Annotated in this window: 14 protein-coding genes; 6 read left to right on the forward strand and 8 right to left on the reverse strand. The window is 73.7% G+C overall.

Annotation, left to right across the window (positions count from 1 at the left end):
* Positions 1-876 precede the first annotated feature (876 nt).
* From BUE37_RS20600 to BUE37_RS20610, 3 genes are all read right to left on the reverse strand, one after another.
* Positions 877-1,134, reverse strand: a complete 258-nt coding sequence (locus tag BUE37_RS20600) for a hypothetical protein (RefSeq protein WP_073422323.1) — start codon at positions 1,132-1,134, stop codon at positions 877-879.
* Positions 1,135-1,556: 422 nt separating this feature from the next.
* Positions 1,557-1,802: a hypothetical protein gene (locus BUE37_RS20605; RefSeq protein WP_073422324.1), complete on the reverse strand. Its 246-nt coding sequence runs from the start codon at positions 1,800-1,802 to the stop codon at positions 1,557-1,559.
* Positions 1,803-1,960: 158 nt separating this feature from the next.
* Positions 1,961-3,706 carry a DUF4304 domain-containing protein gene (locus BUE37_RS20610; RefSeq protein ID WP_073422325.1) on the reverse strand — a complete coding sequence of 582 codons (1,746 nt, stop codon included), beginning with the start codon at positions 3,704-3,706 and terminating at the stop codon, positions 1,961-1,963.
* A gap of 299 nt (positions 3,707-4,005) precedes the next feature.
* Here BUE37_RS20610 and BUE37_RS20615 point away from each other — a divergent pair, with 299 nt between their 5' ends.
* Positions 4,006-5,076: a tyrosine-type recombinase/integrase gene (locus tag BUE37_RS20615; protein WP_073422326.1), complete on the forward strand. Its 1,071-nt coding sequence runs from the start codon at positions 4,006-4,008 to the stop codon at positions 5,074-5,076.
* Between the two features lie 64 nt (positions 5,077-5,140).
* On the opposite strand, the gene glnA is transcribed toward BUE37_RS20615, so the two are convergent.
* Positions 5,141-6,577, reverse strand: coding sequence for a type I glutamate--ammonia ligase (gene glnA / locus BUE37_RS20620; protein ID WP_073422327.1), 1,437 nt, complete (start codon positions 6,575-6,577; stop codon positions 5,141-5,143).
* A 162-nt stretch (positions 6,578-6,739) separates the two neighbouring features.
* Here glnA and BUE37_RS20625 point away from each other — a divergent pair, with 162 nt between their 5' ends.
* From BUE37_RS20625 to BUE37_RS20640, 4 genes are all read left to right on the forward strand, one after another.
* Entirely contained in the window at positions 6,740-7,162 is a 423-nt protein-coding gene (locus tag BUE37_RS20625) for an RDD family protein (protein WP_073422328.1), read from the forward strand.
* Complete coding sequence (locus BUE37_RS20630; RefSeq protein ID WP_073422329.1) at positions 7,159-7,656, forward strand: GNAT family N-acetyltransferase; 498 nt, start codon at positions 7,159-7,161, stop codon at positions 7,654-7,656. The genes BUE37_RS20625 and BUE37_RS20630 overlap by 4 nt, the downstream gene beginning before the upstream one ends.
* Before the next feature lie 61 nt (positions 7,657-7,717).
* Positions 7,718-9,448, forward strand: a complete 1,731-nt coding sequence (locus BUE37_RS20635) for an MFS transporter (RefSeq protein ID WP_073422330.1) — start codon at positions 7,718-7,720, stop codon at positions 9,446-9,448.
* 8 nt (positions 9,449-9,456) lie between these two features.
* Positions 9,457-10,164, forward strand: a complete 708-nt coding sequence (locus BUE37_RS20640; RefSeq protein WP_073422331.1) for a DUF2652 domain-containing protein — start codon at positions 9,457-9,459, stop codon at positions 10,162-10,164.
* A 91-nt stretch (positions 10,165-10,255) separates the two neighbouring features.
* Here BUE37_RS20640 and BUE37_RS20645 read toward each other — a convergent pair whose 3' ends face one another.
* The 4 genes from BUE37_RS20645 to BUE37_RS20660 all read right to left on the reverse strand — a co-directional run bounded on the left by BUE37_RS20645 (position 10,256) and on the right by BUE37_RS20660 (position 15,704).
* Entirely contained in the window at positions 10,256-11,137 is an 882-nt protein-coding gene (locus BUE37_RS20645; protein WP_073422332.1) for a DUF4191 domain-containing protein, read from the reverse strand.
* Positions 11,138-11,199: 62 nt separating this feature from the next.
* Positions 11,200-12,174, reverse strand: a complete 975-nt coding sequence (lipA, locus tag BUE37_RS20650; RefSeq protein WP_073422333.1) for a lipoyl synthase — start codon at positions 12,172-12,174, stop codon at positions 11,200-11,202.
* 102 nt (positions 12,175-12,276) lie between these two features.
* Entirely contained in the window at positions 12,277-13,350 is a 1,074-nt protein-coding gene (locus tag BUE37_RS20655; RefSeq protein ID WP_073422334.1) for a hypothetical protein, read from the reverse strand.
* Between the two features lie 77 nt (positions 13,351-13,427).
* Positions 13,428-15,704 (reverse strand): putative bifunctional diguanylate cyclase/phosphodiesterase, encoded by a 2,277-nt coding sequence (locus tag BUE37_RS20660; RefSeq protein ID WP_245794820.1) that lies wholly within the window; start codon positions 15,702-15,704, stop codon positions 13,428-13,430.
* Positions 15,705-15,919: 215 nt separating this feature from the next.
* Between BUE37_RS20660 and leuS the strand changes: the two genes are divergently transcribed.
* Positions 15,920-18,835, forward strand: a complete 2,916-nt coding sequence (gene leuS, locus BUE37_RS20665; protein WP_073422336.1) for a leucine--tRNA ligase — start codon at positions 15,920-15,922, stop codon at positions 18,833-18,835.
* Positions 18,836-18,855: the final 20 nt, after the last annotated feature.

The following is an 18,855-nucleotide window of genomic DNA, read 5'->3' on the forward strand; positions in this document are numbered from 1 at the left end:
GGGCGCACTCGAGACCGCTTCATCCCGTCCGCCCACCGTTCCGTTCGCTGTGGAGGCTGGCACCGTGGGCGCCATCATTCGGCGGGGCGACGGCTCGCTTGGGTCTTCAGCCGTTGTGGTCACTCAGCTCGGGCGCAAGAAGGCCGCGTCCCGACCGAGCAGCCGACGGTTGTGGGCGTCAAGGGCCGACCTGAGTGCTTCACCAAGCCGGAGCATGTCGCGGTCTTAGACGCGTCCGTCCTCCAGCTGGCGGGTCAGCTCCGCGAGCAAGGGTGGCCAGTCCCGACTCTCGGCGTTACCGGCACGCGAACCTCGACCCGCCGCTCCACCACCTCGATGGCCGACCGGCCGGAAGCTGCGGCGCGGCTCTGCTCCCAGCCGCGACGTCGACAGCCGACCGAGCACCACTTCGGGACCGGCCCTCGCGGCCGGGGCGTGATGGCACCGCCGCACCAGGCGCAAGACGTCGCTGCCTGCCGCCGGGCCTCGCCGATTGAGCGAGCATCCGTCGGTGACTCAGCCGCCACCGGTAGGTCTGTGGCATCCCGTCGTGAACGGCGCTCGCGACGCTGTCGTTCAGCCTCGCGCCGGTGTATTCGGTCCTCGGTCCGTCGGCCAGCTGCCATAGGCACAGACTCCTCAGCGACCTCCAGCAACCCGTCCGACGAGTTCGCGGACGCCGAGTGCATGAGGTGTGTCCCTTTCGATCTTGGCCATCTCCAGTGCCGACGGCCCGAGCTCTGGATGAGCACCGCAGGGCCGCTCGACAGGACGCCGCGGCGACGCCTCCATGTGGGGTCATGGGCCACGGCGAGGTGTCCCTGAAGGCGGCCTATGGGACATCCGCGGAGTGGTCGTCGTCGAGCCGTGAAGCCGCTAGCAGTTGAGGTCTTGTTCCTCGAACTCCGCGCGAGGAACACTGTCGCCGAAGACGTAGACCTCGCCAGGCTGCAGGTCTGACTGCCGAAAGCCCATGTTGCTGTCGGCAAAGGTGGTGGTCACGTAGACCACGAGGTCAGCATCTGCGGGGAGCCGACCGTTGAGGGCCACCGTCGTGATGAAGCCAGGAGGTTCCGTCCCCACCGTTACGGCGCCAACCTCGACACCGGCTTCTGACTTGACCTGCCAGAGCATGGGACCGGATACCTCGCCGCCTCCTGATGAGTCGGCGCGTTGGACGCTTACCTCCTGAACGCGCTCGTCCGGGCACCTTCCGAGGAGGACTTGCACGCTGGAGTCATCGCCAGCGACCCCGAACGTGGGAACTGGCGAACAACCAGCCAGGCCGAACAGAAGGCAAGGCGCCAAGACCCATGCACCAAGTCGGCGCCGTGCGTTCAAGGTCACGCGACCATCATGTGGCCTGAACGGTGCCAGAGCCGGAACTGCTGAGCGGTGTCCCTAGGTGGGCCGCTCAGGGACATCGGCCGGTTCGCGATGGGGCTGGCTGCTGACCGAGCTGGCTCTTGGACGAGCTGTCATGCGCTGAGCTTCCGTCAGGTGCTGCCGTACAGCGGTCGTCGCTGGGCATCCGCCCGAGGGTCCTAGCCGGTAGCTCACTCGTAGATGAAAGACGAGAAGACGAGGTCCGCTGCTAGTCGCCACCCCTTGCCAGAGACGTTCGCGTAGCGCTGCATGTAGCCGCCGTCGGTCGCCGTATCCGTCAAGAACGCCTGCATACGCTCGATCAGCATCTCGGCGGAACCCACCTCGCTCATGATCGGGTCCTTCCTCAGCTGCTCAAGGAAGGCGGCCAGAGACCTTGCGTCCGAGACGCGATCCAGCGCCTTGTTGAGTTCCACTTCGGTTCGGTTCCTCCTTCGGGCGCGGCTGTCGGTGTCTTGCGGGCTGCGTGGCAACGTGGCTGAGCTCCGCGTCGGGGGTGTCCCATAGTGGGCCGCTTGGGGACATCGAGGCGTGCCTGTCGTAGCCCATGGACCGGTGGCCTTGCAGCGCCGTTCTAGTCGTCGCCGCTGGGCAGCGCCTGAGCATGGGCGAGCTGGCCGCGCCAGAAGCGCCGGGCCGCCTCAGCGTGGTCGCCATCGCCGCGCCCAGGTGAGTCCTCGAACGCCAGCCGGCGCGTCAGCCGGTCGATCGCCGTGGCGCGGTCCGACGCGGCGAGCGCGAGCAGACCGAGCAGCCCTTCGGCTGCTGGCCCGTGGGGCTCCACGACCTCGAGCTCCCACCCCGGAGCCGGTGCACCGCTGCGGTGCTCCAGAAAGGAACGGGTCAGCTCGTAGCGCCCGAGGGTGTCCAGGAACGGCACGACGACGACGTCCAGGTGCCGGGCGAGCCGGTCGAGGTCCGATCCGCTGGTCCCCCAGTACTCGATGAGCCGGATGTCGAGGTGGTGATCACGGAGGGCGGCCCGCTCGACCGGATGGGGCTCGCTCTCGGGATGTGCGGCGTCGAAGCGGGTGCCGTAGGCCACCGCGAGCTCATCGCCGCTGGACCCCGGGGAGACGACGTCAACGCGGTCGTCGTGCAGCCGTCGCCAGGTGCGGCCACTCCCGCGGAAGCCGTGCCGGCGGAGCGTGGCCGCCAGATGCCGCCGCAGGAGCGCGTCGACCTCCGCCCGTGCCTGTCGCGGCGCGGGGTCCGCTCGGCGCCGCACGGCGGCCGCCTTCTCCCGCCGAAGTCGTGTGTCCCGATCAGCCGCCTGGGCCTCGGCGCCCAGCGCCACGCCGATCCGCTTCACCAGGTCACGCCGGGACAGGTCCACCAACAGCTGTCCCAGCACCTCCCGGTCGGCGGGTGTCCCGCGGGCGGCCAGGCTGTCGACAGCGGCACCCGCGACCTTCAGACACAGCGCCTCGGTCACCCCCGGCGCGCCGCTGCTCGCTGCCCCGCGCCGCGCCAGCACCCCCAACAGCTCAGGCACCCACTGCTCCTCGGGCAACAGCCGCGTCGCCACGACCGCGGCGCGGACCATGTCCTCGTTGCCCGGGGCGAACAGTCGCCCGCCGGAGGACCGGTGCTGCCCGTCGCGGGCGATGACGTCGCTGTCGGCAGCCAGCCGCAGCCAGTCGCGCAGCAGGTCCCGGGCGGCGGACGCCTCGAGGGCGTCCTGCACCCGCCGCAGCCAGGTCGCCGACGGAGCGCCGGCCCCCAGCTCCCCGAGTCGTCTGACCAGCGCGGTGACCGCGCTCGGGTCATGGGCGCGGACGCACTCGCGGGCCGCAGCACCCCAGCAGTCCCCGTCGTGCAGCAGCGAGAGGTCCAGCATGTCCGGTGGTGCCAGCGCGGCCAGCACCCGGTCGGCCAGGGACCGCGTCTGAGGCACCTGCCAGTCGTGCGGGATGCCGGTCAGCCAGCTCCGGCAGCGCTGCAGCTCATCGAGCAGCGCGACGTCGGCTGCGCCCGACACGGCAACCCGTTCAGCTGCCCGTAGGGCAGTCGGGACTCGGACGTGGTCGAACTCGCCCCGCTGTCGCACCACGCGCAGCGCCAGTCCTGCCGTGGCCGCCGTCCAGGGCAGCCGCCGCCGGCGGAGCCGATCGATGACCTCACGCGACCGGTCACCAGCGGCCGCCTCGTCGCCGGGCGACACAGTCGCCGAGGGTGCCAAGAGCATCAGTAGTGCCGAGAGCCGGTCCTGCGGGTCGGCGAGATGTTCGACGGCGGCTTGGGGCCAGGCCTCCCAGGTGACTCCCGCGGCCGACAGCGCACGATCCACCGCCGCACGGTGCGACTCCAGGTCCGGCACGCGCGTCAGTATCAGGCTCGGATTCCCTGCCACTCCGCCGCCCGGGACTCGACACGCGCATCGATGTCCGCCATCTGTAGCGAGTGAGTGCCCTCAAGTAGGGGCCTGACCTCACTGGAGAAGTACAGGAGGACTGCTCAGCAACCTCCGTTGCGACGGAGGGCAGCGGCGTCCCGTCAGCCTCGCGGTGAGTGGCTGTCAACAGGCGATCGGCCATCCACAGATGTCGTGCGTTGCCCCCAGAGGCAAGGTCCTCGTGCCTGGCTTACCTCCGCGTCGGTGCTGGGGAGGTGTATCGCGTGGGGAGCGTCGACCGGCGCGCCAACGGGACGTGGCAGGCGCGCTATCGACCGGCTCCCGGCGCCACCCAAATCACCCGGACCTTCGGCCGCAAGGTCGATGCGACCCGGTGGCTGACCGAGCAGACCGCGGCGCTTGCGGAAGGCCGGCACATCCACCCGGCCACGGCCAAGCTGACCGTGGGGGAGTGGTGCGACCAGTGGCTGGCCGGCTACGGCACTCGCCGTCCCTCCACGGTCCGGCAGGCCGGCGTCCACCTCGCCCACATCAGGGCGGCGTTCGGCGCCCGGCCGCTCGCTGCCATCCGGCCGTCGGACGTGCGCCGCTGGACGGCGGAGCTCAAGGCCGCGGGCGCCGCCGACTCATACGTCTACGCACTGCACCGTCGGCTGTCCCAGCTGATGTCCGACGCCGTGCACGACGGGCTCATCCTGCGATCACCGTGCTCCCACCGGACCTCGCCGGCCGCCGGCAGGCCCAGGCCCTACGTCGCCACCACCGAGCAGGTCTTCGCTCTCCACGACACCGTCGCGGAGCACCTGCGTCCCGCGGTGCTCCTCGGCGCCTTCGCCGGCCTGCGCACCGCCGAGGTCGCCGGCCTGCGGGTCGTCGACGTCGACTTCGAGGCCGGCGTCGTCACTCCGGTCGAGCAGGCCGGCGGAAAGCCGCTCAAGTCGGCGATGAGCGGTCAGTCGATCCCCATCCCGGCCGAGCTCGTCGAGCAGTTGGCGGGAGCGGTGCGACGGTTCCCCGGATCGACCGTCGTCACCGACGGGATCCGCGGTCCGTCGTCCACCTGGGCGATCGAGCGGGCGGTCCGAGCAGCTCGGCGCAAGCACGTGGGATTGCCGGAGGACTTCCGGTTCCACGACCTGCGCCACTACTACGCCTCGCTGCTCATCGCGTCGGGGCTCGACGTCAAGACGGTGCAGCACCGCCTCCGGCACGGCTCGGCCACGACGACGCTGAACACCTACGGACACCTCTGGCCTGACCGGGACGAGGCCACCCGGACCGTCGTGGGGGCGGTACTCCGCGCGCGTCCGGCCCCCCAAGATCATCTGCGCTGAGAGCAGATTGAGAGCATGAGAAGGGCCGGTGACCTGTCTATGCAGGTCACCGGCCCAGTCCGCATCAGATGTCGTAGTACATCGCGAACTCGTGCGGGTGCGGGCGGAGGCGGATCGGGTCGATCTCGTTCTCCCGCTTGTACTCGATCCACGTCTCGATCAGGTCGGGCGTGAAGACGCCGCCGTCGATCAGGTAGTCGTGGTCGACCTCGAGCCGGTCGAGGACGGCGTCCAGCGACGCGGGCACCTTCTCGATGCCCAGGGCCTCCTCGGGCGGCAGCTCGTAGAGGTCCTTGTCCACCGGCGCCGGCGGCTCGATCTTGTTCTTGATGCCGTCGAGGCCGGCCATGAGCATCGCCGAGAAGGCGAGGTAGGGGTTGGCCGACGGGTCGGGCACGCGGAACTCGATGCGCTTGGCCTTCGGGTTGTCGCCCGAGATCGGGATGCGGCAGCAGGCCGAGCGGTTGCGCGCGGAGTACACGAGGTTGATCGGGGCCTCGTAGCCGGGCACCAGGCGGTGGTAGCTGTTGACCGTCGGGTTGGTGAAGGCCAGCAGCGACGGCGCGTGGGCCAGCAGTCCGCCGATGTAGTGGCGGGCGGTGTCGGACAGGCCCGCGTAGCCGGTCTCGGCGTGGAAGAGCGGCTCGCCGTCCTTCCAGAGGCTCTGGTGGCAGTGCATGCCCGAGCCGTTGTCACCGAACAGCGGCTTGGGCATGAAGGTGACGGTCTTGCCAGCCTGCCAGGCCGTGTTCTTGATGACGTACTTGAACAGCATCAGGCTGTCGGCCGACCGCAGCAGCGTGTCGAACTTGTAGTTGATCTCCGCCTGGCCGGCGGTGCCCACCTCGTGGTGGCCGCGCTCGAGCTCGAGGCCCACGCCGGTCAGGTTGCGCATCATGTCGGCGCGCAGGTCGCTGTAGTGGTCGTAGGGCTCGACCGGGAAGTAGCCGCCCTTGGCGCGGGTCTTGTAGCCCAGGTTCGGGCCGACGCCGTTGACGCCGGTCGCCGAGCCCGAGTTCCACGAGCCCTCGACCGAGTCGATGTGGTAGTAGCCCTCGTTGATCCCGGTGTCGTGGCGGATCGAGTCGAAGATGTAGAACTCCGCCTCGGGGCCGAAGTAGGCGGTGTCGGCGATCCCGCTGCTGGCGAGGTAGGCCTCGGCCTTCTTCGCCACGTTGCGCGGGTCGCGGCTGTAGGCCTCGCGCGTGATCGGGTCGTGGATGAAGAAGTTCACGTTGAGCGTCTTGCTCTTGCGGAACGGGTCCACGTAGGCGCTGTTGGCGTCGGGCAGCAGCAGCATGTCCGACTCGTTGATGGCCTGGAAGCCGCGGATCGAGGACCCGTCGAAGCCGAGGCCGTCGGAGAAGGTGTCCTCGCCGAACGTCGATGCCGGGATGGTGAAGTGCTGCATGACGCCGGGCAGGTCGCAGAAACGCACGTCGACGAACTCGACGTCGTTGTCGCGGATGTAGCCGGCGACCTCGTCGGGACTGGTGAACATCGATCCTCCGGTATCGGGTGGACAGCCGTCCGCACGCTATGGCCGGGGAGTTGCCCGCCGGTGTCCCGTCTGTTTCGGGGCGGTAACAACGAGCCCGGCGTGTCGGGGAGGGCACTCCCCGCGGCGGGCGGGCCGACGGCGGTCGGGTCCTACGCTGGGAGCATGGTCAGGGACGCGCAGCCACCCTCTCAGGAGCGACGGCGGGGCGCCTCCCTGGGCCTCCCCGCCGAGGGGCCGGGGTCCCTGGCCGGCTTCGGCACCCGGGTGCTCGCCTTCCTCGTCGACGCGTTCCTCTCCGCCGTCGTCGCCGGGTTCTTCACCGCGCCGGACCTGCCGGGCAACTGGAGCCTGCTGTCCCTGGCCGTGGTGTACGTCGTCTTCCTCGTCGCGATCGGCCAGACGCCGGGCATGCGGCTGCTCGGGCTGCGCCTGGCCCACCCCCGGCCGGCGTCGCGGCTGGCCCCGTGGCGGGCGGTCGTGCGCACCGGGCTGCTGTTCCTGCTCGTGCCGACGCTCGTCGTCGACGCCGACGGCCGCGGCCTGCACGACCGGCTCACCGACACCGCCGTCGTCCGCGACAGGTGATCGTCCGCCGCGAGCGGCCCGCCGACTCCGAGGCCGTCGCGGCCGTGCACCGGGCGGCCTTCCCGACCGACGTCGAGGCGCGGCTCACCGACGAGCTGCGCGAGGACGTGGGCTTGCTGCCGCACCTGTCGCTGGTCGCCGTCGACGGCGACGACGTGGTGGGGCACGTGATCGCCACCCGCGGGTGGGTCGAGCCGCACGGCGCCCCGGCGCTCGGACTCGGCCCGCTCGGCGTGCGGCCGGAGGCGCAGGGCCGCGGCGTCGGGACGGTGCTCGTGCACGCGCTGGTCGCGGTGGCCGAGGCGGCGGGGGAGCGGCTGGTCGCGCTGCTCGGCGACCCGGCCTACTACGCCCGGATGGGCTTCGTGCCCGCCGCGGACCTCGGGGTGGCGGCGCCGGACCCCGCGTGGGGCGCGCACTTCCAGGCCCGCGCGCTCACCGACCCCTGGCCGCGCGGGACCTTCCGCTACGCCGCCCCCTTCGACCGCCTCTGACCTCCTCCGCCGGACGCCGGCGGAGCGGTATCGGCGGCCCCGGCGGCGCTAGCGTCCCGCCATGGCGCAGGGGAGCGGCCGGATCGGGCAGGCCGCGGCCGCCTTCGCCGCCAACGCGCGCAACCCCGCCCTGCGCCGGGCGCAGCTGAGCTTCCTCGGGGCCTGGACCGCCGAGTGGGCGTTCACCGTGGGGCTCGGGATCGTGGCCTACCGCGACGGCGGGGCGACGGCGGTCGGGCTGGTCGGGCTGCTGCGGATGGTGCCCTCCGCCGTCCTGACGCCGCTGCTCGCGCCGGTGGCCGACCGCGGCCGCCGGGAGCGGGTGCTGGTCCTGGTGTCGGCGGTGCGCGGCGCGGCCACCGCGGGGGCCGCCGTCGTCGTCGGGACGGCCGGCCCGTCAGCGGTCGTCTACGCGCTGGCCGTGGTGTCCACGGTGGCGGCCACGCTGTACCGGCCGGCGCACTCCGCGCTGCTGCCGTCGCTGTGCCGCACCGGGCGCGAGCTGGCCGGCGCGAACGTGGTGCGCGGCCTGCTCGACTCGCTGGCCACCCTGCTCGGCCCGCTGCTGGCCGCGGTGCTGCTCGGCTGGGCCGGGGTGACGGTCGTGTTCGCCGTCTCGGCCGCCGCCTCCGGCTGGGCGGCGCTCCTGCTGGTGCGGCTGCGCTACGAGGCCCCACCGCGACCGCCGGCCCCGGCCGGGGTGCACCTCGTCGGTGAGGCGCTCGCGGGGATCCGGGCCGTCGCCGGCAACGGCGACCTCGCGCTCGTCGTCGGGCTGGCGGCGGCGCAGACCCTCACCCGCGGCGCGTTGACCGTGCTCACCGTGGTGGTCGCCATCGACCTGCTCGGCACCGGGGAGCCCGGCGCCGGGGCGCTCACCGCCGCCATCGGCGCCGGGGCGGTGCTCGGCTCGCTCGCCGCGTCGCTGCTGGTCGGCACCCGCGCGCTGGGCGCCTGGTTCGCTCTCGGCGTCACCCTGTGGGGCCTGCCGGTGACGCTGATCGGCCTGGTCCCCACGGAGACGACGGCGCTGCTGCTGCTCGCCTGCGTCGGGGTGGGCAACGCGCTCATCGACGTCGGCGGCTTCACCCTGCTCGGCCGGACCGCGCCGGACGACGTGCTGGCGCGGGTCTTCGGCGTCCTGGAGAGCCTGGTCGCGCTGGCCATGGGGACCGGCGCGATCGTCGCGGCGCTCGTGGCCGACCGGGCCGGGGTGCGCACCGCCCTGGTCACCATCGGCCTGGTCTGCCCGCTCGCGGCGGCGGCCGCGTGGCGCCGGCTGCGGCGGCTGGACCGCTCGATCGGCGTCCGCGACCGCGACATCGGCCTGCTGCGGTCCGTCGACGTGCTCGGCGTCCTGCCCCTGCCCGCCGTCGAGCAGCTGGCCCGCCACCTGGAGCCGGTGGCCGTCCCTGCCGGCGAGGTCGTCGTCGCGGAGGGCGACGTGGGCGACCGGTACTACGTCATCGAGTCGGGGACGGCCGCGGTCACCGGGGACGGGCGCGCCCTGGCGACGCTCGGCCCGGGGCAGGGCTTCGGCGAGATCGCGCTGCTGCGCAGCACCCGGCGCACGGCCACCGTCCGCGCCCTCAGTGACCTGCGGCTGCAGACGCTGCGCCCGGAACGCTTCGTCGCGGCCGTCCTCGGCTACCCGCCGAGCGCCCGGCAGGCGGGGACGGCGGTGGACTCGATGCTGCACCGGTACGCACCGTCGGACACGACCGGCCGCGGGCCGGTGCCGGGACGAGCGAGGCCGGGCGCGGACCCGTCCGGCCCGCCCGCGGGCCGCTAGCGTGCCGCATGGCCTCCGCCCGGGCTCTGCTGCTGATCGCCGACATCGGTGGCTACACCGAGTACATGAGCACCCACCGGATGAGCCTCGCGCACGCCGAAGTCAACACCGCGCGGCTGCTGGACCGGGTGGTCGACGCCGCCCGGGGCTTCGACCTGGTCGAGATCGAGGGGGACGCCGCCTTCCTCTCGCGCCGCGCCGACGGCCCCGGCGGCGGCCCGCTGGACGCCACCACGCGCGCCGTCGTCGCCATGCACCGCGCGTTCCACGCGGAGCGACGCCACGTCGCGGCGGTGCTGTGCCCGTGCCGGGGGTGCGCCCAGGCGGAGGCGCTGACGCTGAAGTTCGTCGCGCACGTCGGGGAGGTGGCCACCCAGACGATCCGGCAGCGCCGCAAGCTCGTGGGCATCGACGTCATCCAGGTGCACCGGATGCTCAAGAACCCCGTCGACGTCCCGGAGTACGTGCTGCTGTCCGAGGAGCTCTACCGCAGCGGGGACGGCCTGCCGGACGACGCCCACGAGATCGCCCAGGACCTCGAGGGGATCGGCCCGGTGCGCTCGTGGTTCGTCGACGTCGGCGACCTCGCCGGCCCGCCGCCCGAGCTGCCGGCCCCGCCGCTGCGGGCGCGGCTGGGCCGGACGGCCGCCGTCGCGGGGGCCGGGCTGCCGTACATGCTGGGCCTCCGGCGGCGCCGTCCGGCCGTCGCCGCGTAACCATGGCGGTCTGACGGCCGCCGTCTGACGCGCCCCCGACACGACGGGAGCCCCGCACCGTGCGGTGCGGGGCTCCCTGCCGGACCGGGGGTCAGCGGCGGCGGACCTGCCGCTGGCTGACGGTCATCTGCCGGCCGCCGGGCAGCGGCCCGCCGGGCACCGGCATGCGCGCGCCGCCGAGGGCGGCCAGCCGCCGGCCGAGGGTGTTGACCTCACCGGCGGACAGGTTGCGCGGCAGCTTCATCACGTGGGTGGAGAGCTTGCGCAGCGGGACCTGGCCCTCCTCGTCGCCCACGGTGATGTCGTAGATCGGGGTGTCGCCGACGACACGGGCGATCTTCTTCTTCTCCTGCGCGATGAGCCCGCGGACCCGGGTGGGGGAGCCCTCGCCGACGAGGATCACGCCGGGGCGGCCGAGCACCCGGTGCACGGAGTCCAGCTGCGCGGTGCCGGCGACGCCGGAGGAGACCCGCCAGTCGCCGCGCATGCCCTCGAGCACCCACGCGGCCGCGCCGGGCTGGCCCTCCACCTGGCGGTAGGCCGAGCCCTGCGCCCGCCGGCCGAAGACGATCATCGCGGCGAGCAGGCCCAGGACGATCGCGATCGGCAGGAACAGGAACGGCGCGCCGAACAGGATCGCGACCAGCTCGATCAGGCCGGCCACCACCACGAAGGCGATGAGCATGAACCAGGGGAGCTTCGGGTCGTTCTTCGCCGTCAGCGAGTAGGCCTGCTTGATCATCCGGGCCTGGTTGCCGAACCGCTTGAGCCGGCCGACCTTGGGCTGCCCGTCCTTGCCGAGCTTCGGGGCCTTGGGGGCCTTGCCGGCCTTGGGGGCCTTGCCGGTCCCGGCCGCGCCGACGGCGCTGGCCGCGGTGGCACCGCCCGTCGTCCGGCCGCGGGAGCCGGGACCGGTCGCGGCCTTGCCGCGTCCGGACGGCGCGGTGGAGTCTGTGGGCTTGCTGCGTGCCATGTCCCCAGGATAGGGGCGCGCGGGCGCGTCCCCGGTCGGGCGCGGGCGGGGGACCGCGGGATTCAGCCCCGAGGGGTCAGACCGCGGGCCTCCACGGCCTGCTGGTAGAGCCGGCCGGCCCGGTAGGAGCTGCGCACGAGCGGCCCGGCGAGCACGCCCGGGAAGCCGATCTCCTCCGCCTGCTGCTGGAAGCCGACGAACTCGTCGGGCTTCACCCAGCGGACGACGGGGTGGTGCCGGGGCGAGGGGCGCAGGTACTGCGTGATGGTCAGCAGGTCGCAGCCGGCCTCGTGCAGCGCGCGCATGGTCTCGACGACCTCGTGCGGCTCCTCGCCCATGCCGAGGATGAGGTTGGACTTGGTGACCAGGCCGGCCTCGCGCGCGGCGGTGATCACGGCGAGCGAGCGCTCGAACCGGAAGCCGGGGCGGATGCGCTTGAAGATCCGCGGCACCGTCTCGACGTTGTGCGCGAGCACCTCCGGACGGGAGGAGAACACCTCGGCCAGCTGCGCGGGGTCGGCGTTGAAGTCGGGGATGAGCAGCTCGACGCCGCAGCCGGGGACCGCGGCGTGGATCTGCCGCACCGTCTCGGCGTAGAGCCACGCGCCGCCGTCGGGCAGGTCGTCGCGGGCGACGCCGGTGACGGTGGCGTAGCGCAGCTGCATCGCGGCGACGCTCTCGGCCACGCGGCGGGGCTCGTCGGCGTCGAAGTCGGCGGGCTTGCCGGTGTCGATCTGGCAGAAGTCGCAGCGCCGGGTGCACTGGTCACCGCCGATGAGGAAGGTGGCCTCCCGGTCCTCCCAGCACTCGTAGATGTTGGGGCAGCCGGCCTCTTCGCAGACGGTGTGCAGGCCCTCGCGGCGGACCAGCGACTTGAGCTCGGTGTACTCCGGGCCGGTCTTGAGCCGGGTCTTGATCCACTCGGGCTTGCGCTCGATGGGCACCTGGCTGTTGCGCACCTCCAGGCGCAGCAGCTTGCGGCCGGCGGGACCGAGTGGGGACGAGTCGGAGGTGCTGGTCGTCGCCGTCTCGCTCATGATCCCCACGGTACCCCCGGACGCACACCGCCCCCGCGGCCTCGGAGGCGGCGGGGGCGGTGTGCGGAGCGGGTGCCGCGGCGGGTGCTGCGGCGGGTGCCGTCAGGCCATGCCCGGCCCGGCGGGACCGGCGGTCGGCCCCTCCTGCGCGTTGCCGCCGCCGGTGAACGGCTCGGGCGCGGTCTCGGTCGGGTCGGTGGCGCCGGCGTCGTCGTCGCCGGCCACGTTCTGGGCGTCGCGGATGCCCATGTCCGACTCGGGCGGGGCCGAGTCGCCCGACTCCCACTGGGCGGAGGAGACGGTCTTGCCGGACTGGTCGTTGCTCGGTGCGCTGGGCACGGGGTCCTCTCGGTAGCTCGGCACGGGCCCGTCACCGGCCGGGGCCGGCGTCCACGGGTCCTGCTTCCTGCGGCGCAGGAAGGAGAACGTCGCCGCACCGACGGCGAGGGCCAGGAGCACCCACGGCCAGCGGCGCGACCCCGTGTCACTACCCACGGATCGCTTCGCCTGCGCGACCTTCTTCGCGGACTTCTTCTTCGTCTTCCTCGCGGCCTTCGCCGTGCCGCCGACGAGCTCGGCGCGCCGCTGGTCGAGCTCGCCCAGCGCGGTGCCCACCCCGGCGACGACGGTGTCGCGGGCGCTGCCCAGCGCGGGGACGACGGTGTCGCGGGCCGCGGCCACGCGGGGCGCCACCTCGGCGGCCAGCGCGGTGCGGGTGGCGGACTGCGCGGCCTCGAGCCGGGGCCCGAGGTCGGCGGCGGCCTTCGCGGCGGCGGCGCCCGCGGCGGCCAGCGCCGAGGTGACCGCCGGGCCGGCCGACTCGCGGGCGGCCACGACGCGCGGGGTGAGCGCGTCGACGGCGGCGTCGACCCGCTCGCGCGCCAGCTCCAGCGCCGGCGTCGCCGCGTCGCGGGCGGCCTCCACGCGGGGGGTCAGCGCGTCGACGAGCGCGTCGACGGCGGGGGTGGCGGCGGCGACGGCCGCGGCCACCTTCGGGGCGACGGCCACACGGGCGGCGTCGAGGACGGGGCCGGTGGCCTCGCGGGCGGCCTCCACGCGGGGGCCCAGCTGCTCCGCGGCGGCCCGGCCGGCCTCGGACACGGCGGCGCCGAGGTGGCTCAGGCTCTCCTGCAGCTCGGCCCCGATGACCTGGCCGTGGGACTGGGAGCGGAACACGGATCGCACCTCCGGGTTGATCGACTCCGGCCATCCTGCACGCTCGGCCGGATCGGCACACCCCGGGGCGGTGCCGCTCAGGGGGCCGCGGTGAGCGGCGCCCGGTCGGCGGCGAGCCAGACCAGCAGGTCCTCGACCGGCATCGGCCGGGCGACGGCGTAGCCCTGCGCGACGTCGCAGCCCAGCGCCGCCAGCCGCCGGGCGGTGGCGCCGTCCTCGACGCCCTCGGCGACCAGCGTCAGCCCGAGGTCGTGGGCGAGGGCGACGGTGTGCCGCACGATCGCCGCGGCGCGCTCGTCGACGTCGACGTCGGAGGTCAGGCTGCGGTCGAGCTTGAGCTCGTCGGCCGGCAGCCGGCGCAGGTAGGCCAGCGAGCTGTAGCCGGTGCCGTAGTCGTCGATCGAGGTGCGCACCCCGAGGCGGCGCAGCTCGCCGAGCACGGTGCGGCCGCGCTCGGGGTCGGCCATGAGGGTGTCCTCGACCAGCTCGAGGGTGAGCGCGGTCGGCGGCAGCCCGCGGCGGGCCAGCTTGGCCGCGACCTTGCCGGGCAGGTCGAGGTCGGCGACGTTGGCCGCCGACAGGTTCACCGACACCGGCACGCGGTGCTCGCCCCACCAGCGGGCGACCGCGTCGAGGGAGCGCTCGAGCACGGTGTCGGTGAGCGGGCGCATGAGCCCCGCCTGCTCGGCGGCCGGCAGCACCACGCCGGGGCCGACCAGACCGCGCTCGGGGTGGTGCCAGCGCAGCAGGGCCTCGACGCCGACCACGCGGCCGTCGTCCATGGCCACCTGCGGCTGCAGGTGGACGTCGAGCTGGTCCTCGACCAGCGCGGTGCGCAGCTCCTCCATCGTCCGCAGCCGCTCGCCGGAGCCGCTGCGCGGGTCGGGCACGTAGACGTGCACGCCGGTGCGCTCGGTCTTCGCCGCGTACATGGCGACGTCGGCGCAGCGCAGCAGCTCCTGGACGTCGTCGGCGGGCACGGGGGCGGTGGAGACGCCGACGCTGACGCCGACGTGCAGCCGGATCCCGTCGACGACGAACGGCTGGCGCAGCAGGTCGTGCACGATGCCGGCCCGCTCGGCGGCGCCGTCGAGGTCGGTGGCGGGCAGCAGGACGGCGAACTCGTCGCCGCCGAGGCGGGCGAGCACGTCGCCGGGGCGCAGGGCCGGGGTCAGCCGCGGGCCGACCTGGCACAGCAGCTGGTCGCCGGCGCCGTGGCCGAGGCTGTCGTTGACCTCCTTGAAGCCGTCGAGGTCGAGCAGCAGCAGCGCGGCCGGGGAGGCGGTGGTGGCGCCCGCGACGACGGTGCGCGCGGTCTCCAGCAGCGCCCGGCGGTTGGGCAGGCCGGTCAGCTCGTCGGTGCGGGCCTCCTGGCGGGCGACGGCGAAGGAGCGGACCTCCCGGAAGGTGACCGCCGTCCGGCCGAGGACGGCGAGCACGCAGCCGACGGCCAGCCAGCCGGCGCTGGCGGGCAGGTGGTCGCCGTATCCGGCGGCGAGCACGGTGAGGGCGGCCAGCGCCCCGGCCAGCGGCAGCGCGACCAGCCGCCAGGAGATCCGGACGCCGGCGCCCTCCTCGCGCGGCTCGGGGTCGCCGGTGGTGCGCTGCGCGGCGACGCCGGCGCAGAGCACGCCGGCCAGCCAGACCAGCTCGAGCGGCCCGCCGTCGGAGTAGCGGCCGGCGACGCTGAGCAGGAACAGCCCGACGTCGGCGACGCAGATGAGGGCGACCGACGCGCTGACCAGCAGCAGCGTGCGGTCCAGGTGCACGCCGAGGATGGCGCCGACCCCGGCGAGCAGGGCCAGCAGCAGCACGTCGGCGGCGGGCCAGGCCAGCTGCAGGTAGGAGACCGTGCCGGCGCCGGTGAGGTAGGGACCGAGCAGGAAGCCGATCCCGACGGCGCCGGTGCCGAGGGCGCCGATGACGCCGTCGAGCCACATGCTCGGCAGGAACCGGCTCACGCGGGCGCGGATGAAGACGAACAGCGCCACGTAGAGGAAGGCGTAGGCCACCGTCACGCAGGTGTCGCCGACCACCGACGGCGTCGTCCCGGCCTGGCCGGTCTCGATGATGCGGGCGATGTTGCCGACGCTGGCCAGCAGCAGCGTGGTGCCGATGGCGCGCCAGCCGAGGGCCTCGCGCGGGGCGCGGGGGGCGGTCAGCCAGCAGGCGATGCCCGCGGCGACCCAGGCCACGTGGTAGAGCACGACGTCGTAGACGACGTCCCACACCGCTCCGCCCGGCCGCGGGCCGACGCCGGTGGAGAACGCGGTCACGCCGAGGGCCGCGACCACCAGCAGGAGGTCACGGGGATCGGTCCCGGCACGCCGGGGGGAGACCGCGTCAGGGCGCACGGGGACTCCATCGGCGGGTACCGCGCCGACATGCACCCGGGCACCGCCGGTCCGACCCCTCCGGGTGAGTCGCGGCGTCGCGCTAGGCTGGGGGAGTGACCGGCGGGCGCCTGCTTCTCCGGCCGTGCTGACCTGAAGCACCAGTCAGCACGGCGACCCCTCCTGCGTGAGGGGTTTTTTCATGTCCGCCGACGGATGACCCCGGGAGCACCGCGATGAGCCAGACGGCGAGCCAGCCCACCACCGAGCCTGCGGACGAGGGCGTCCCGCCGCACCGCTACACACCCGCGCTGGCGCAGCGGATCGAGCTGGAATGGCAGGACAGGTGGGAGCGCGAGGGCACCTTCCACACGCCCAACCCGACGGGCCGGCTGTCCGAGGGCTTCGACCGCGTCGCCGACCGGCCCAAGACCTTCATCATGGACATGTTCCCGTACCCCTCGGGCGCGGGCCTGCACGTCGGGCACCCCCTGGGCTACCTGGGCACCGACGTCACCAGCCGGTTCCGCCGCATGGACGGCGAGAACGTGCTGCACCCGATGGGCTACGACGCCTTCGGCCTGCCCGCCGAGCAGTACGCCGTGCAGACCGGGCAGCACCCGCGGATCACCACCGAGGCCAACATCGCGGCGATCCGGGCGCAGCTGCGCCGGCTGGGCGTCGACCACGACGAGCGCCGCACCTTCGCGACGATCGACCCGGGCTACTACCGGTGGACGCAGTGGATCTTCCTCAAGATCTTCGGCGCCTGGTTCGACGAGGAGGCCGGCCGCGCCCGCCCGGTGGAGGAGCTGGTGGCCGAGCTGGACGCCGGCACCCGCTCGCCCGCCCCGGGCACCAACCCGTCGGGCCGGCCCTGGGCGGAGCTGTCCGACGTCGAGAAGCGGCAGGTCGTCGACGCGCACCGGCTGGCCTACCGGCACGAGGCGCCGGTGAACTGGTGCCCGGGCCTGGGCACGGTGCTGTCCAACGAGGAGGTCACGCCCGACGGGCGCTCCGAGCGCGGCAACTTCCCGGTGTTCCGGCGCCCGCTGACCCAGTGGATGATGCGGATCACCGCCTACGCCGAGCGGCTGCTGGCCGACCTGGACCGGCTGGACTGGTCGGACTCGGTCAAGCAGATGCAGCGCAACTGGATCGGCCGGTCGACCGGTGCGCGGATCCGCTTCGCCGTCGGGGCGGCGGGGCGGGCGGACGACCCAGCCGAGACGATCGAGGTGTTCACCACCCGTCCCGACACGCTGTTCGGGGCCACGTACATGGTGCTGGCGCCCGAGCACCCGCTGGTGGAGACGCTCACCGCGCAGGCGTGGCCCGACGGCACCGACCCGCGCTGGACCGGCGGCGCGGCCACCCCGGCCGAGGCGGTGCGCGAGTACCAGCGGCAGGCCTCGCGTCGCTCGGAGCTGGACCGGCAGAACGAGAGCCGGGAGAAGACCGGCGTCTGGCTGGGCGCCACCGCCGTCAACCCGGTGACCGGCCGCGAGCTGCCGGTCTTCATCGCCGACTACGTCCTGACCGGCTACGGTACCGGCGCGATCATGGCCGTGCCGGGCGAGGACACCCGCGACTGGGAGTTCGCCGAGGCCTTCGGCCTGCCCGTCGTGCGCACCGTGCAGCCGCCCGCCGACTTCGACGGCGGCGCGTACACCGGCAGCGGGCCGATGATCAACTCGTCGAACGAGCAGGTCTCGCTGGACGGGCTGACCGACAAGGCCGACGCCATCGCCCGGATGACCGCGTGGCTGGTGTCCGCCGGGCACGGCGAGGCGACGACCACCTACAAGCTGCGCGACTGGCTGTTCAGCCGGCAGCGCTACTGGGGCGAGCCGTTCCCGGTCGTCTACGACGCCGACGGCCTGCCGCGGGCGGTGCCGGAGTCGCTGCTGCCGGTGCTGCTGCCCGAGGTCGACGACTACTCGCCCAAGACCTTCGCCGACGACGACGCCGACTCCGCGCCCGAGCCCCCGCTGTCGCGGGTGGCCGAGTGGGCGACCGTCGAGCTGGACCTGGGCGACGGCCTGAAGCCCTACCGCCGTGAGACCAACACGATGCCCAACTGGGCGGGCTCGTGCTGGTACTACCTGCGCTACATCGACCCGGGCGACGACACGCAGATGGTCGACCCGGAGCTGGAGCGCTACTGGATGGGCCCGCGGACGCCCGGCGACGTCGGCGGCGTGGACCTCTACGTCGGCGGCATGGAGCACGCGGTGCTGCACCTGCTGTACGCGCGGTTCTGGCACAAGGTGCTGCACGACCTGGGCTACGTCTCCAGCGAGGAGCCGTTCCGCCGGCTGGTCAACCAGGGCTACATCTCCGCCTATGCCTACACCGACGAGCGCGGCTTCTACGTGCCCGCCGCCGACGTCGTCGAGCAGGACGGGCGGTTCCTCTACGAGGGCAGGCCGGTCAACCGCGAGTACGGCAAGATCGGCAAGTCGCTGAAGAACATGGTCACGCCCGACGAGATGATCGGGGCCTACGGCGCCGACACCTTCCGGGTGTACGAGATGTCCACCGGCCCGCTGGAGCAGTCGCGTCCGTGGGACACCAAGGCCGTCGTCGGCTCGCAGCGGCTGCTGCAGCGGATCTGGCGGGTCGTCGTCGACGAGCAGACCGGCGCCGTCCGGGCCGCCGACGCCGCCCCCGGCGACGACGAGCTGCGGGCGCTGCACAGGGCGATCGCCGGCGTGCGCGACGGCATGGCCACGCTGCGGTTCAACGTCGCGATCGCCCGGGTCGCGGAGCTGACCAATGCGCTGACCGCGGCCTACGGCGCCGACTCGCCGGTGCCGCGGGAGGTGGCCGAGCCGCTGGTGCTGCTGGTGGCGCCGCTGGCCCCGCACCTGGCCGAGGAGCTGTGGGCCCGGCTGGGGCATGCCGACTCGGTGGCGTGGGCGCCGTTCCCGGTCGCCGACGAGCGCTGGCTGGCCGAGGACACCGTGCAGGTGGCCGTGCAGGTCAACGGCAAGGTGCGCGCGCAGGTCGACGTGCCGGCCGACGCCGACGCCGCGGCGCTCGAGGCGGCCGCGCGGGCCGACGAGCGGGTGGCCGCGCAGCTGGCGGACAAGACGGTGCGGCGCGTGATCGCCGTCCCGGGCCGGCTGGTCAACTTCGTCGTCGGCTGACCGCCCGTCCCGCCCGGGCT

It is taken from the genome of Geodermatophilus nigrescens (genome assembly GCF_900129495.1).
Taxonomy (GTDB): Bacteria; Actinomycetota; Actinomycetes; order Mycobacteriales; family Geodermatophilaceae; genus Geodermatophilus; species Geodermatophilus nigrescens.